Annotated in this window: 15 protein-coding genes; 7 read left to right on the plus strand and 8 right to left on the minus strand. The window is 70.8% G+C overall.

Translation table 11 applies throughout. The features are described 5' to 3' along the window. Position 1: 1 nt before the first annotated feature. From EJK15_RS13010 to EJK15_RS13015, 3 genes are all read right to left on the minus strand, one after another. Positions 2–337 (minus strand): ArsR/SmtB family transcription factor, encoded by a 336-nt coding sequence (locus EJK15_RS13010; protein ID WP_138710647.1) that lies wholly within the window; start codon positions 335–337, stop codon positions 2–4. 205 nt (positions 338–542) lie between these two features. Next, on the minus strand, positions 543–668 hold the full coding sequence (locus EJK15_RS76255) for a hypothetical protein (RefSeq protein WP_276615385.1): 126 nt from the start codon (positions 666–668) through the stop codon (positions 543–545). A gap of 63 nt (positions 669–731) precedes the next feature. After that, entirely contained in the window at positions 732–1,658 is a 927-nt protein-coding gene (locus tag EJK15_RS13015) for a LysR family transcriptional regulator (protein ID WP_138710648.1), read from the minus strand. Between the two features lie 161 nt (positions 1,659–1,819). Between EJK15_RS13015 and EJK15_RS13020 the strand changes: the two genes are divergently transcribed. Beyond that, a complete protein-coding gene (locus EJK15_RS13020) occupies positions 1,820–2,944 on the plus strand; it encodes a tartrate dehydrogenase (RefSeq protein WP_138710649.1) in 1,125 nt (374 codons plus the stop codon). A gap of 16 nt (positions 2,945–2,960) precedes the next feature. Here EJK15_RS13020 and EJK15_RS13025 read toward each other — a convergent pair whose 3' ends face one another. Then, positions 2,961–3,704 carry a GntR family transcriptional regulator gene (locus EJK15_RS13025; protein WP_138710650.1) on the minus strand — a complete coding sequence of 248 codons (744 nt, stop codon included), beginning with the start codon at positions 3,702–3,704 and terminating at the stop codon, positions 2,961–2,963. Between the two features lie 110 nt (positions 3,705–3,814). On the opposite strand from EJK15_RS13025, the gene EJK15_RS13030 reads away from it, so the two are divergent. The 5 genes from EJK15_RS13030 (at position 3,815) to EJK15_RS13050 (ending at position 8,585) form a co-directional block, all read left to right on the plus strand. Next, positions 3,815–5,095, plus strand: coding sequence for an MFS transporter (locus EJK15_RS13030; RefSeq protein WP_138710651.1), 1,281 nt, complete (start codon positions 3,815–3,817; stop codon positions 5,093–5,095). Continuing rightward, the gene (locus tag EJK15_RS13035; RefSeq protein ID WP_138710652.1) at positions 5,092–6,042 is read left to right on the plus strand and encodes a phosphoglycerate dehydrogenase; all 951 of its coding nucleotides are present in this window, start codon (positions 5,092–5,094) and stop codon (positions 6,040–6,042) included. Before EJK15_RS13030 ends, EJK15_RS13035 begins: the two co-directional genes overlap by 4 nt. 19 nt (positions 6,043–6,061) lie before the next feature. After that, positions 6,062–7,444, plus strand: coding sequence for an acyclic terpene utilization AtuA family protein (locus EJK15_RS13040; protein WP_138710653.1), 1,383 nt, complete (start codon positions 6,062–6,064; stop codon positions 7,442–7,444). After that, entirely contained in the window at positions 7,437–7,772 is a 336-nt protein-coding gene (locus EJK15_RS13045; RefSeq protein ID WP_138710654.1) for a DUF4387 domain-containing protein, read from the plus strand. The genes EJK15_RS13040 and EJK15_RS13045 overlap by 8 nt, the downstream gene beginning before the upstream one ends. Positions 7,773–7,883: 111 nt before the next feature. After that, complete coding sequence (locus EJK15_RS13050; protein WP_138710655.1) at positions 7,884–8,585, plus strand: TetR/AcrR family transcriptional regulator; 702 nt, start codon at positions 7,884–7,886, stop codon at positions 8,583–8,585. 74 nt (positions 8,586–8,659) lie between these two features. Here EJK15_RS13050 and EJK15_RS13055 read toward each other — a convergent pair whose 3' ends face one another. From EJK15_RS13055 to EJK15_RS76260, 4 genes are all read right to left on the minus strand, one after another. Continuing rightward, positions 8,660–9,028: a molybdopterin cofactor-binding domain-containing protein gene (locus tag EJK15_RS13055; RefSeq protein WP_206060821.1), complete on the minus strand. Its 369-nt coding sequence runs from the start codon at positions 9,026–9,028 to the stop codon at positions 8,660–8,662. Between the two features lie 339 nt (positions 9,029–9,367). Next, a complete protein-coding gene (locus EJK15_RS70495; protein ID WP_171074269.1) occupies positions 9,368–9,508 on the minus strand; it encodes a hypothetical protein in 141 nt (46 codons plus the stop codon). A gap of 192 nt (positions 9,509–9,700) precedes the next feature. Next, complete coding sequence (locus EJK15_RS13060; RefSeq protein ID WP_138710656.1) at positions 9,701–12,961, minus strand: AfsR/SARP family transcriptional regulator; 3,261 nt, start codon at positions 12,959–12,961, stop codon at positions 9,701–9,703. Between the two features lie 164 nt (positions 12,962–13,125). Further along, positions 13,126–13,257 (minus strand): hypothetical protein, encoded by a 132-nt coding sequence (locus EJK15_RS76260; protein ID WP_276615386.1) that lies wholly within the window; start codon positions 13,255–13,257, stop codon positions 13,126–13,128. Between the two features lie 47 nt (positions 13,258–13,304). Here EJK15_RS76260 and EJK15_RS13065 point away from each other — a divergent pair, with 47 nt between their 5' ends. Then, entirely contained in the window at positions 13,305–14,435 is a 1,131-nt protein-coding gene (locus EJK15_RS13065) for an FAD-dependent oxidoreductase (protein ID WP_138710657.1), read from the plus strand. Positions 14,436–14,724: the final 289 nt, after the last annotated feature.

Genomic DNA, 14,724 nt, shown 5'->3' on the forward strand with positions numbered 1-14,724 from the left:
TTTACTCGCAGGTGGGCGCGGCCGGGACGGGGTTGCCCATGACCACGTCGGCGGCGGTCGGGAAACAGCCCACGCACGCCTCGTTGATCCGGTAGAGGCTGGACGTTCCTTGCCGTTCGACCAGCACGAACCGCACCTCGGCCAGGATCTTCAGATGGTGCGACACCGTGGACTGCCCTACCCCCGAGGCGGCTACGATTTCGCCCACGCTCATCGGCGTCCGCCGCCGTGCCAGCAGCGACACGATCTGGATCCGCGTGGCATCGGCCAGCGCCTTGAACCAGCCGGCGTACTCCTCGGCCTCGGCCCGCGCCAGAGGTCCTTGCTCAGTATTCATCGAACATCGACGATAAACGATAAAGAGGGTATGGGGAAGACCTCTTCTTACCTCGTCGAGGTCGCCTCCGCCGCCCGGCTGGGCTCCCGGCGCTGACGCATCCGATCCGGTGGGAGGTGATCGAGCAGAACTGGCTGCTCCCACTGCCCAGCGCAGTCAAGCCCTACTGCGGTACATGAGCGGCCAGGTGCCCGAGTCGCCGGGATCAGCGCCGCCGCCTGCGTCGCTCGGGAATGTCCCTGATACCGCTCAGACCTTTGGGGCCGACCAGCTGTAGGTACTGATCGAGGCGCGCGCGGACCTGGGGGTCGATGCGCTCGGTGATGTCCACGGTACGCAACCTAGGAACCGGGGTGGCGGTCGGACAATGCCGTCGACGGCAAAGCGACCTTTCTCAACGAGAAAGCGCCGGCTCACCGGAGCCGGCGATCCGGTCCGGTAGTCGTGCGGCCAGGTGGTCGACCAACTCGCTGATCCGCCGGGGCACGTGGACGTCGTCGGACAGGAGTGCGTAGATGTCGGCAGGCGGTGTCGGTACCCCGGGCAGCACGCGCACCAGGGCGCCGCTCTCGAGGTGAGACCGGATCTGCCATTCCGAGCGCATGATCACCCCGCGGCCCTGCAGTGCCCAGTCGGTCACGATGTCCCCGTCGTTGCTGGACAGGCGGCCGTGCACGCGTATCTGGCGCGGGTTTCCGGCGTCGCCGAAGCGCCACAGGGCGAAGTCGCCCTCGTTCTCGCGGAGCACGATGCAGTCGTGGTCGGCCAGGTCCTCCACGCGTTCGGGCGTTCCGCTCCGTTCCAGGTAGGAGGGTGCGGCGCAGGGAACTCGACGGTTCTCCGCCAGTCGGCGCATCCGCAGTGAGGAGTCCGGGGGCGTTCCGACGTGGACGGCCATGTCGAACTCGCGCCGGTGCGGCCGCAAGGGCAGCGCCGTCGTTCGCAGCTGGATGCTCAGCCGGGGATGCAGGGCGGTGAACTCGCCGAGCAGCGGCGCCACGTGCGCGCGTCCGAGGCCCAGGGTCGCCTGGACCACGACGGAGCCCCGCAGGTCGCCGGAACGATGGGTGACCAGGTCCTCGAGTTCGCGGACCTGGTCGAGGATCGTCTCCAGGCGCGCGGCGTAGACCTCTCCCTCGGGGGTCAGCGCGAGCCGCCGCGTGCCGCGGTGCACCAGACGTACGTCGAGCCGGCGTTCCAGGGCGCTGAGGCGCTTGCTGACGACAGGCAGGGAGCAGTCCAGCTCGCGGGCGGCCGCCGTGAGCGTTTCGCTGGAGGCGACCACCTGGAAGAAGCGGAGGTCGTCCATCGAGGTGGTCATCGCGTCGCACCGCGGCGGGTGGGGCGCCGGTGTCTTTCCATGAGCGAAAGGATAGGTTGCTCCGTTCGTTCTTGTTGCGGCGTTCCCCGCCGACGAAGGTGGAGGCGCACCCGCCGGCCGGACCGGGCGTGTGCACTGTCGACGAGGCCGGAGGAGCGCCTGTGTCCCACCGTTACCGCATCGCGGTCATCCCGGGCGACGGCATCGGACGTGAGGTCGTCCCGGAAGGGCTGCGGTGCCTGCGGGCCGCCGCGGAGACCCATGGGTTCGAGCTGGAGACCGTCGAGTTCGGGTTCGCCTGCGCCGACTACTGGGTGCGGCACGGCGAGATGCTGCCGCCGGACTGGCGGGAGGTGCTCGGCGGCTTCGACGCGATCTTCTTCGGCGCGGTCGGGTGGCCCGAGGCCGTGCCCGACCACGTGTCGCTGTGGGGCAGCCTGCTGAAGTTCCGCCGTGCGTTCGACCAGTACGTCAACCTGCGGCCGGTCCGGCTGCTGCGCGGGGTGCGCAGCCCGCTGCGTGACCGCGAGCCGGGCGACATCGACTTCCTGGTCGTCCGCGAGAACACCGAGGGCGAGTACTCGAACATCGGGGGCCGGATCTTCGAGGGCACCGACCGCGAGACGGTCGTGCAGGAGACCGTGATGACCCGAACCGGGGTGGACCGGGTGCTGCGGTACGCGTTCGAGCTGGCCGACTCCCGGCCACGCAAGCACCTGACGTGGGCGACCAAGAGCAACGGCATCTCCATCACGATGCCGTACTGGGACGAGCGCGCGGCCGCGATGGCGGAGCGGTATCCGGACGTGGTCGCGGACAAGGACCACATCGACATCCTCGCGGCCAAGTTCGTCCTGCGCCCCGAGCAGTACGACGTCGTCGTCGCCAGCAACCTCTTCGGGGACATCCTCTCCGACCTCGGACCGGCGTGCGCGGGGACGATCGGGATCGCCCCGAGCGCCAACATCAACCCGGACCGCACCTGGCCGAGCCTGTTCGAGCCGGTTCACGGCTCGGCTCCCGACATCGCCGGACGCGGGATCGCCAACCCGGTGGGTCAGATCTGGAGCGGCGCCATGATGCTCGACCACCTGGGAGAGCCCGCCGCGGCGGCGCGGGTCGTGGCCGCGATCGAGAGCGTGCTCGACGGGCAACCGGAGGTGCTCACTCCCGACCTCGGCGGCTCCGGGACGACCGCGGGTCTCGGCACGGCGATCGCCGCCGAGATCGCGACCGGGGCATCCGGGCAGCGCGGTTCGCAGCCGAAGGTCACCACGGCGTCATGACACCAGGCATGGTCCTTCAGGGCTGGGCGACGGAAGCCGTCGCCGGTGTCGTGGGTGCGGCGAGCAGGTCCCCGAGCCCGCCACGGGCGTCCTCGATCACGAGCGCCTCGGCCGCCGCCGAGTCACGCGCCCGCAACGCCCGGACGAGTGCACGATGGCTCGTGTAGCGGTGCAGGCCGAACTCGGCGTCGTGGCGGATCCGTTCGATCAGCCTGGCCCGGCGCTCCGGCCACGAGAACACCCGGGTCTGGTCGAGCAGGCGCACGAGGACCGGGTTGCCGGCGCAGGACTCGACGACCTCGTTGAAGCGCTGCATGGCGTCGAGTAGCCGGCCAAGGTGCCGCGACAGCTCCTGCCCGGCCTTCTGGCGCTGCTTGATCAGGATCAGCAGGTCGTCGGCATCGTCGAGGATGGCGTCGAGCTGGTCCAGTTGCTCCGGGGACGCGTGCCGGGCGGCGAAGCGGGCCACCATCCCGCGCAGGGCCACCTCGACCTCGGCGAGGTCCTGTATCGCGACGTCGCCGAACGTGGCCACCTGCACCGTCCTCGGTCCCGTTCGTTCGAGCAGGCCGTCCTGCTCCAGGCGCCGGATGGCCTCGCGCACCGGCGTCGGGCTGACCGACAACCGCTCGGCGAGCCCCCGTTCGGTGACCTTCTGACCGGGACGTAGTTCGCCGATCGTGATCGCGTCGCGGATGGCGCGGTACGCGCGGTCGGCCAGGGTGCCGGCCGTCAGGCCCTTCAACGTCTCATCCGCCATGCGAGCAGTCTATCTGCCATGGCAAACCTCAATTGAGACACTTGACCGTCTTGCTATAGCAACCGTAGCGTTGTGCTCGCCACAACGGCAGGAGTGAAGGGAAGGTGTCCATGTCCACGACGATGAGCGGGCAGCCCACGCGAGCGGGACGCATCACCTTCTTCGTCTCCCTGGCGGTCTTCGCGCAGGAGTCGACGTGGAACCTCTACGACTCGCAGGTACCGCCGTTGCTCCGCGAGCACATCGGCAGTGCCGCGCTCATCGGCCTGCTCATGGGGATGGACAACCTGCTCGGCATCTTCATCCAGCCGTGGATGGGCAACCGGTCGGACAACACCCGTACCTCGTGGGGAAGACGTATCCCGTACCTCGTCGTCGGGATGCCGTTGGCGGCGCTGCTGTTCCTCGCCATCCCGCATGCCGCGGCCGCGTTACCACTGCTGGTCCTGGTGATGTTCGCCTACGCGCTGGTCGCGAACTCGTTCAAGCCCATCGCCGAGTCCCTGCTCCCGGACTTCATCCGGCCGCAGCGCCGGAGCCGGGCCAACGCGGCGGTCAAGATCGCGTCGAGCCTCACGGTGATGGTCGCGGCGCTGATCAGCATCTTCCTGATCGACGACTTCCCGAGGTTGTCGTTCGCGATTCCCGCGGTCTTGATGGTGGCGTCCGTGGTCGTGCTCGCCGCGAAGCTGCGGGACAGCCGGTCCCCGGCCTACCAGACGGCACTGGAGGAGGACCACGAGCGGCAGGGTACGGCGTCGGCGGGCGTGCGGGTGCGGGTGCGGGACGTCGTGCTCGACATCGTGCGGGATCCGAACCGCAGCAGGTTGTTGCTCATCGTGTCCATCCTCCTCTTCGGCGGTGCGTGGGCCGCCTCCCGGGCACTCATCACGCCGTACGGCATGGAGGTGCTGGACCTGTCCCGCGGCGAAGCGGGCGGGCTGACCCTGCCCAGCGGGGTGGCCTTCATCGTGGCGGCCTACCCGGTGGCGATGCTCGCGGAGCGCTTCGGCCGGTTGCGCGTGATGATGGCCGGGATGGCGGTGTTCGCGGCCGGCCTCGTGCTCGGCACCGTGGTGCAGACGCCCACCGGTGCGGTGGCCGGTCTGTGCGTCGCGGCGGCGGGTGCGTCCTCGTTCCTGGTCAACGCGGTCGTCGTCCTGTGGAACCTCGCCCCGTCTGACGGAGTGGTCGGGACCTATACCGGGCTCTATACCGTCGGATGGGTGGGTGGCGGCTTCCTCGGGCCGGCGGTGGTCGGCGGCATGGTCGACCTGACGAGCTGGTCCCTGCTGCTGATCCACGTCGCGATCATCGCGGTCATCGCCGTGCTGACGGTCGCGCGCGTCAGTGCCCTGCAACGACGGTCTTCCTCCGGACGTGTGCTGTGACGGCAACCCGCGTGCTGATCACCACGGACTACCTCCGCCCCGGCGACGAGGTCGACGAGTTCCTGAGACTCTCCGGCCTGGAGACCGTGCACCTGCCCATGGTCGGTCGGCGCGACCCCGAGCAGCTCGTGGCAGCGCTCGCCGGGATCGACGCCGCGCTGGTGGCCAACGAACCGCTGACGGCCGACGTCCTCGCCCGCGCGCCGAGGCTGAGGGTCATCGTGCGGACAGGCGTGGGCTACGACTCGGTCGACGTCGCCGCCGCGGCCCGGCTGGGGATCAGCGTGAGCAACCTGCCCGGCATCAACGCCAACGCCGTCGCCGAGTACACCATGGGTCTGTTGCTCGCGGGCGCCCGACGTCTCGTGCAGTCCGCACACGGTGTGGCCCAGGGGGCCTGGCCGCGTGAGGACGGACGTGAACTGCGTGGGTCGACCCTCGGACTCATCGGCTACGGCGCGTCGGCGCGGGCGGTGGTGCCGCTGGCTCGCGCCTTCGGCATGAGCGTGGTCTGCTCCACCAACGTGCCGGCGCGGCTGCGGAGCGATCCCTTGGTCGGGTTCGCCGACCTGCCCGAGCTGCTGGCCGTCGCCGACTACGTCTCGGTGCACACCGCGCTCACGGAACGGACCCGAGGCCTGCTCGGCGAGTCGGCGTTCAAGCGGATGAAGCCGACCGCGCTGCTGGTCAACACCGCGCGTGGTCCCATCGTCGACGAGGACGCGCTCGTCGCGGCCGTGCGGGCGGGACAGATCGCGGGCGCCGCACTCGACGTCGTGGGAGAGGAGCCGCTTCCGCTTGGCAGCCCGTTGCGCGGCGTCGACGGCATCGTCGTCTACTCCCACATGGCCGGGCAAACCGCCGAAGCACGAGCCGCCGCAGGGCGCAGAGGGGCCGAGGAACTCGTGGCGGCGCTCGAAGGCCGAGCACAGTTCCCGGTGAACTGACACCGAGAGAAAGAGGGACATGGACAGCGAACCCGTCAAGTCGGTCCGGGTCCTGTCGCCGAGCGGCATGCTCGGCGCAGGTTGGGACCACGCGACGATCGAGCGCGGCATCGCACTGGGTGCCGACGTCATCAGCATCGACGCCGGGTCAACGGACTCCGGCCCCTACTACCTCGGCTCCGCGACCCCCAAGACGACGGCCAAGGCGGTGGCACGCGACCTGCGCAGCCTGCTGACGGCCGCGTCCAGCGCGGGCATACCCGTGATCGTGGGCTCCTGCGGTACGAGCGGGACCGACAGCGGCGTCGACTGGGTCGCCGGGATCGCGGCCGAGGTGATGGCGGAGGAGGGCCTGGACCTGAAGGTCTCGCGGATCTACAGCGAGCAGGACGCGGCCAGGTTGAAGGAGCACCTCGACGCGGGCCGGATCCACCCGCTACCCCCGTTGGGACAGCTGCGGGCCGAGACCCTCGAGAGCTGCACCCACATCGTCGGCGCGATGGGCCACGAACCGATCGTCGAGGCACTCCGTGCCGGTGCCCAGGTCGTGCTCGCCGGCCGTGCCACCGACACGGCGGTGGCCGCCGCCTACCCGCTCATGAAGGGGATGCCCGCCGGGCCGACGTGGCACGCCGCCAAGATCGTCGAGTGCGGCGGTCAGTGCACCAGCAACCCGCGCGCGGGCGGCGTCCTCGCCACCATCGACGCCGACGGCTTCACCATCGAACCGCTCGACCCCGCGGTGTCGTGCACGCCGATCTCGGTGGCCGCCCACATGCTCTACGAGACCGCGAACCCGTTCGAGATGCGGGAGCCCGACGGCACCCTCGACGTTCGGGACGCGCGGTACACCGCGGTCGACGACCGGATCGTCCGCGTCGAGGGGTCGAGGTTCCACGTCGCCGACCAGTACACGATCAAGCTGGAAGGCGCCCGGATCACCGGCTACGAGACCATGTCGTTCACCGCGATCCGAGACCCCCTCATCCTCGCCGACATCGACGCCTGGGCGGACCTGATGCGCACGATGATCAAGCAGCGAGTGGGCCAGACGCTGGGGCTGGCGGACGACGAGTACGCCTTCGACCTGCGCCTCTACGGCCACAACGCGGTGCTGGACGACCTCGAGCCCGAGACCGGGCCGCCGCGGGAGGTGGGCGTGATGCTGCTGGTCAACGCGCCCGACCAGGCGACGGCCACGGCGATCGCCAAGGTCGCCAACCCGCTGATGCTGCACCTGCCGACGCCGGCGATGGACTACCTGCCGAGCCTCGCGTTCGCGTCCTCGCCGGCCGAGGTCGAGCGCGGCGCGGCGTACGAGTTCGTGCTGAACCATGTCGTCGACTGCGCCGACCCGACGAGCCTGTTCCGCATCGAGATGGGAAGGAAGGCCGATGTCTGAGACCACCCTGGCGGACCTCGCCCACGAGGTCCGGTCCAAGAACGCGGGCCCGTTCTGGGTCACCATGGAGCTCTTCCTGCGCGACGCCGACGGCTACCGGATCGCTGCGGACGAGTCCTTCCTGAACGAGCGCGTGATCGCCGAGCTCTACCGGGTCGAGGAGAGCTCGGTCCAGATGTTCCGGATCCCGTCGCTGAACGTCGTGAAGATCTCCTTTCCACGTCCCATCAGCCAGGGATCGCTCCGGGACCGCGACATGCACGCCGGCCAGCACCATGTCCCGCTCGCGCGCATGCCGATCAAGCGGTCAGCCGACCGTGATCGCTGACGACCTCGGTTCCTGGGCGGCTGCGCATCTTGCCGTTCAGCGAGGTGGACCCTGCGAGCAGGAGCATCGATATCGCAACTGCTGTTATCAGTTTCCTGTTATCATCGATTCATGGGTGATCGGGAAGAGGTCCGGCGGCGCATCATCGACGCCACGACCAAGCTGCTTCGGGACAAGGGCCGCGAAGGAGTGACGACGCGCACCGTCAGCGCGGCTGCCGGCGTGCAGGCCCCCACGCTCTACCGCCTGTTCACCGACATGAACGGGCTGCTCGAAGCGGTCGCGGCAGACGGATTCGCGCACTACCTCGCGCAGAAGCACAGTCAGGCGCTCTCCGATGACCCCGTGGACGACCTGCGCCGCGGATGGAACACGCACATCGGCTTCGGCCTGGAGAACCCGGCCCATTACCTGCTCATGTACGGCCAGCCCACTCCCGGGTCCCGGAGCCGCGCCGCCGAACAGGCGCTGGAGCGGCTACGCATGCTGGTCGAGCGCATCGCCGTCGCGGGCCTGCTCTCCGTCGGCGTCGAGGCCGCCGTCAGCATGGTGCACGCCGCGGGCGTCGGCCTCACCCTCAACCTCATCGGGACACCTCCCGAGGAGCGCGATCCGGCCCTCCCCGACCGCCTGCGCGAGGCCATGATCGTGTCGATCACCACGGCGGGCCCGGCCAGCGCCCCGAGCGCGGCCCAGCGGGCCGTGGCCTTGAAGGCCGTCCTCGGCGAGGTGGCGGACCTGTACAGCCTGGGTGAGCGGGCCTTGCTGAACGAACTCCTCGACCGCGCCGCGAACCACACCCCCGCCCGCTGACCCGGCCGGCCGCCCAGCCGGCGCCGGCAGGTGGACAGCGTCTCCGGGCGTCCGTCTGCCGGCGCGTACGGTGATCAGAGCAGCTTGTCCTGGGTGAAGGGGACCTCTCGGAGGCGGCGGCCGATGGCGTGGTAGATCGCGTTGCCGATGGCCGCGGGCACGCCCGTCCCCGGCGTCTCGCCGAAGCCGCGGGCTTCAAGCGCGGTGCTGTCAGGGTCCGGCCGGTCCACGAACAGGGCCTCCACCGACGGCGTGTCCGCGCAGACCGGGACCAGATAGGTGGACAGGTTCGGGTTGACGACCCGCGCCGTGTTCGGGTCCACCATCGTGTGTTCCATCAGCGCGAAGCCGATCCCCCAGGTCACACCGCCGATGACCTGCCCGCGCGCGGTCCGGTGGTTGAGCACCCGTCCCGGGTCGTGCGCGGTCACGACCCTGGACACGCGCAACCTGCCCAGCCTGGGCTGGATCCCGCCACGTACGGATCATCGCACCCAGCCCGGCCCCGGGTGTCGTCGTCATAATGCCCATACACCTCGACGCCGCGCGCCTGTTTCGGCTGGCGCTGGAGCGGGCGCAGGCGGGTGCGCGACTACACGCGGCGCACTGTTCCAGCACGGTCTGGTGGACTGTCGGCGGGGCGGTGATACGGAGAGAGTAGCCCTGTCCGCGGCGGATGGCCCAGCCCTCGCGCAGCGCGTCGCGGATCGTGGCGTCCGGGGTGTTCTGCAGGTGCTCGGCGAGCAGGCCGGGGATATCGATGGTCGCCGGCTGATCGGCGGTCACCCGCTCCTGGTCCTCGGCGTGGGCGGGCTCTGCAGGAGCTGCTTGACGTCGTCGGGGAGCTCGCGGGCCCCGGCGGCATCGAGGATCCGGCGGATCGTTCGGGAGGCAACGCCGTGCTCACGAGCGAGCACCTTCACAGTGGCCCCCTCGCGGTACGCGGTGACGACTCCTTCCGCCTTGCGCGGGTCAAGGGCGGTCGGGCGGCCGAGCTGCCAAGTGCCACGAGGGTGCCAGTGGGTATTGCCACCGGATGTCAGGGGGCTCCGCCACGAAAGTGTCAGTAGTCGGCTAGGCGCTGTACGACGGCGACCCGTAGCCCGGGGGGCACCTCAGCCGGCCGGGTCGGCTGTGGTCACGGCCGTCTTTGCGTCCAGCTCCCAGCCTTTCGCGTACGCTGCGGCGAACTCTTCCCTGCCCAGCGCGGTCTGACCACGCCGGGTGAGCTCGCGGACCTGCGGATCGGTGTGGTCGTGCGCGCCCCGCAGCCGGGCGGCGGCCCCGAGCAGCACGGCAGACTCGTGCTGCCGCCCACGCGTTTCGGCGAGCGCGGCCGCGTTCACCGTCACCAGCGACAGGATCGGCAGTTCCCGGGTTGCCAGTGCGGCCGCGTACGCCTCCCGCAGCGCCTTGTCGGCGCCGGGCAGGTCGCCCAGCGCCAGGCAGAGCGCGGCCCGTGCGCTGCCGACCAGCGTCCGGGCGTGGCCGGCGGGGAACGCGGTGTCGCCGGGCAGACCCCGTTCGGCGTCGTCGAGCAGGTCGGCCGCCCTGTCCAGGTCGCCGAGCCGCACCCGGAGGTCGGCCTCCTGCGTGTCGACCAGGACCAGCATCTCCGCCGAGGACGCGTGCAACGCCCGCTCCCGGGCGGAGTCGATCATCGTCATCGCCCGGTCGGTGTCGCCGCGCCGGATGTGCACGTCGATCCAGCGCAAGTCGCTGTAGAGCTGGTCGCCGAGGCTGAGCGAGCCGAACTCACCGGCCAGCGTGCGGGCCTCGCGCAGGTCGGCCAGCGCGCCGTCGAGGTCGTCGTATCGCCGCAGCTGGGCGCGCATCGGCAGCGTGGCGGCCTCGCCCCAACGGTCGCCGACCTGCCGGAAGCAGGCCAGGGCCGCCTTCACGTGGCCACGCATCCGGTCGAGCGCGCCCGCGTTCTCGGCGATCTCGGCCTGGAACATATGGGCCAGCCCGGACAGCCACACGTCGTCGCCGTCGGCCAGGCGCTGGAAGATCGCGAGCGCGGCCTCCTGCTCCAGCAGGAAGAGCAGGATCGGGCCGAACACGCGGTAGTGGCTCGGCAGCTCCGGATGCGCGAGCAGCCGGTCGGCCAGTTCGCGCATCTCCGCCCGGTCGTCCGCGGCTTGCCCGGTGGTGGTCCCCGACAGGATGTCCGCCCGGTTGAGCAGGTAGGCGGCTCGGGCGCAGTCGCGTTCGGGCGTCGGCCCGTCGCCGGGCACCGCCAGGGCCTCGCCCAGCCAGTAGGCGGCGTCGGGGTGGCGGCCGGACATCTGCCAGTACCAGGTCAGGGTCAGGGCGAGGGTGGTCGCGCCGGGGGAGTCGTGGGTGGCGCACAGGTGGCGCAGGGCGGCGAGGGTGTTGTCGTACTCGGCGCTGATGACCTTCATGGCTGTCAGCTGGCCGGGCCCGCGCAGTCGAGGGTCGTGGCGGGCCATCAGCTCGGTGAAGTGGGCGGCGGCCAGGTCGCGGGCCGTGCGGAGGTCGCCGGTGCCGGTCAGGCGGTCGGCGCCGTACTCGCGGATGGTTTCGAGCATGCGGTAGCGGCCGGTGCCGGGCGCGAGCTGCAGCAGTGACCGGTCGACGAGGGTGGCGAGCAGTTCGGGGATTGCGGCGGTGGGCACGGTGGTGCCGGTGCAGACGGCGGTGGCTGAGACGGGTGTGACGCCGCCGGGCAGGATGGAGATCCGTTCCGCGACGATGCGTTCGTGCTCGCTCAGCAGCTCCCAGCTCCAGGCGATGACCGCGCGCAGGGTGCGGTGCCGGGGTGGTGCGGTGCGGCTGCCGGTGGACAGCAGCCGGAACCGGTCGGAGAGCCCGTCGGCCAGGTCGGGCAGTGACAGCGTCCGCAGCCGGGCGGCGGCCAGCTCGAGGGCCAGCGGCAGGCCGTCCAGGCCGTGCACCACGCGCACTATGTCGGGCAGTGTGGTCTCGTCGACGTCGAAACCGGGTCGCACGGCGGTGGCCCGCTCGGTGAACAGGCGCACCGAGGCCGCCCTTCGGGCCTGTCCGACGCTGTCGTCCGGGTCGGGCAGCGCGAGCGGGGCCAGCGGCACGAGCGCCTCGCCGTCGACCGCGAGGGGTTCGCGGCTGGTGGCGAGCACGCGCAGCCCGGGGCTACGGGGCAGCAGCGCCGCGACCAGGTGGGCCACGGCGTCGATCAGGTGCTCGCAGTTGTCGACCAGCAGCAGGCTCTCCCAGCCGCCGAGCTCGCCGACGAGGACGTCCAGCTCGTCACCCTCGACTCGCTTGCGGGCGTCGAGCATCGCGCCGCCGCGCAGCCCGATCCCGGCGAGCACCGCCGTGGCGATCTTCGCTGGTTCGGTGACGGGGGCGAGGTCGATGAGCCAGGCGCCGTCGCGGTATTCGTGGCGGTGGCGGCGAGCGGCCTCCAGCGCGAGCCGAGTCTTCCCGGCGCCTCCGGGGCCGAGGACGGTGACCAGGCGCCTGGTGGTGAGCAGGGTGCCGATGCGGCTGAGGTCGTCGTCGCGGCCGATGAAGCTGGTCAGCGGCGCGGGCAGGTTGGTCGGCCGGATCTGGCCGGGGTCGGTGGCCGCCTGCCACCCGGCATTCCGCCCGGATACAGCCGCAGCGCTCTGGTCGGGGCGCAGCAGGCGCTGGTGGCGTTCCCGCAGGGCGGTGCCCGGGTCGGCGCCGAGGACATCGGCCAGGGTCTGCCGGACCCGCTCGTAGACGGCCAGCGCCTCGGCCTGACGCCCCTGAGCGGCGAGCGCGTCCATCAGCAGCGCGGCCGCCCGCTCGTGGACCGGCTGCTCGGCCAGCAACCCGGTCAGCCGGGCAGCGGCCACCTCGGCCCGCCCCAGCGACAACTCGGCGTCGGCGAGGTCGGCGACCGCCTCGATCGACACATGTACCAACCGTGTCGCGACCGTGGGCGCGACCGCGGCGATGACCGCGGGTTCGGCGCCAGGATGGTCGCCCCACAACGCCACGGCCTCGGCAAGCGCGGCGACCGCGGCCTCCGGGTCACCTGCCCGCAGCCTCTCCCGACCGGTAGCGGTGAGCCGCTCAAAGCGCGGCGCGTCCACGTCGGCCGCGTCCACCGCCAGCCGGTAGCCCCCCGCGACCTGCACGACCACGCCACCGGCCGCGCCGGTCGGGGTGAGGGCGCGGCGCAGCCGGGAGACGAGGGTCTGCAGGGCGTGGGCAGGGCCGGACGGCGGCTCCTCGGCCCAGATCGCGTCGACCAGCACGCCCGGCTCGACCGCGCGGCCACCGGCGAGCGCCAGCCGTACGAGCAGGCCCTGCAACCGCGCGCCCGCAACGGGCAGGACGGCGTCACCGCGAGACACCTGAAACGCGCCGAGCAGCCTGACGCGAAGCCGTGCATCCCCGTCCATTCCCCGATTTTCGCGCGCTCACCCGCAAGGCCCCAAATCGGGGCGGCCGTGTCAGCGCCGCGTGTGCCCTGTGTGTGCCCCGTGTGAGCGACCCGCCTCAGTCTTCACATGCCGAACCACAGGAGGAAACCTTGAACGACATCAAGCGGCGCCGCGGGGGATCGTCAGCGTCGCGGCGCGGGCAGCACGGGGCAGTGATCGTGGGCGCCGGCCCGGCGAGAAGCGACCTCGGCGTGAGTGCCGTGCTCGTCCGGCCCGATGGCGTCGCCGCCGGCGGTCCCGAAACGTTCGAGCACGTCGCCACCCGCTGGTTCGTCAACCCGACGATTTGCAGGAGAACATCATGAAGACCCCAGCCACGATCATCGGCGCCGGCCTCGGCGGGCTCGTCCTGGCCCGCGTCCTCCACGTGCACGGCATCCCGAGCACGATCTTCGAGGCCGAGGGCTCGCCCACGGCACGCGCCCAGGGTGGCATGCTCGACATCCACGACTACAACGGGCAGCTCGCGCTCGAGGCGGCCGGCCTGATGGACGAGTTCCACGCCATCATCCTGGAGGGCCGCCAGGCGATGCGTTTCCTCGACAAGGACGGCAAAGTCATGTTCGAGAAGGGCGACGACGGCACCGGCGGACGCCCCGAAGTGCAGCGCGGCGACCTGCGGCGGATCCTGCTCGAATCGCTCCCGGCTGGTACCGTCCGCTGGGGACACAAGGTCAGCGGCGTACGCACGCTCGGTGGCGGCCGTCACGAGGTGACCTTTGCCGACGGCGCCACGGTCGAGACGAGCCTGCTGGTCGGCGCGGACGGCACCTGGTCCCGGGTCCGTCCGCTGCTGTCCGACGCCACCCCCGAGTACACCGGCGAGTCGTACGTCGAGACCTACCTGTACCACGCGGAGACCCGCCACCAATTGGCCGCGAGGGCGGTCGGCGACGGCTCGATGTTCGCGCCCGCGCCCGGCAACGCCATCGTCGCTCACCGCGAGAGCGGCGACACCCTGCATGCGTACGTGTCTCTCACCCGGTCGCTGGAGTGGTTCGACGCCATCGACTTCTCCGATCACGCCGCAGCCGCCGCCCGGGTCGTGCAGGAGTTCGAGGGCTGGGCGCCGGAGCTCACCGCGCTGATCACGGACGCCGACAGCGGGCCGATCCTGCGCCCGCTCTTTACCCTGCCGGTCGGGCACCGGTGGGACCGTGCGCCGGGCGTGACCCTGGTCGGCGACGCCGCGCACCTGGTGCCTCCGAACGGCGAAGGCGCTAACCTGGCCATGTTCGACGGCGCGGAGCTGGGCAAGGCAATCGCCGCGCACCTCGAGGACATCGAGGCCGCACTCGCCGAGTACGAGCAGGCCATGTTCCCGCGCACGGGCGAGATTCCCCAGGGCGACGAACTCGTTGCGAGCCTCTTCGGTGACAACCCGCCCGAAAGTCTGCTCGCTCTGCTCGCCGAAGAGGGACTGACTACCTAATGGCTCGTCTCTCAACGTTGCTGGGGTAATTGATCTCTTGTGGTGAGGCCGTCACGCTTGGTCCAGGTCTGTTCCTGGAGGTGGGTGTGGCTGTGTGTCCTGAACGCGAAGGAGAGTTCGATGTAGGAGAGCGATCTGGAGCGATGCTGCTCGGATGATGAAGGTCGTGGCCCTTCGAAGTCGCCCTGCGGAGGGAGGCTTCAAACCGCCTCATGCTGCGTTGGCTGAAGACCGTCGTGGTGAGCGATGAGGAAAAGGCGTCCGTGATGGCGTCAGGTGGGGACCGGGA

This window comes from Nonomuraea basaltis (assembly GCF_005893125.1).
In the GTDB taxonomy this organism is placed as follows: Bacteria; Actinomycetota; Actinomycetes; order Streptosporangiales; family Streptosporangiaceae; genus Nonomuraea; species Nonomuraea basaltis.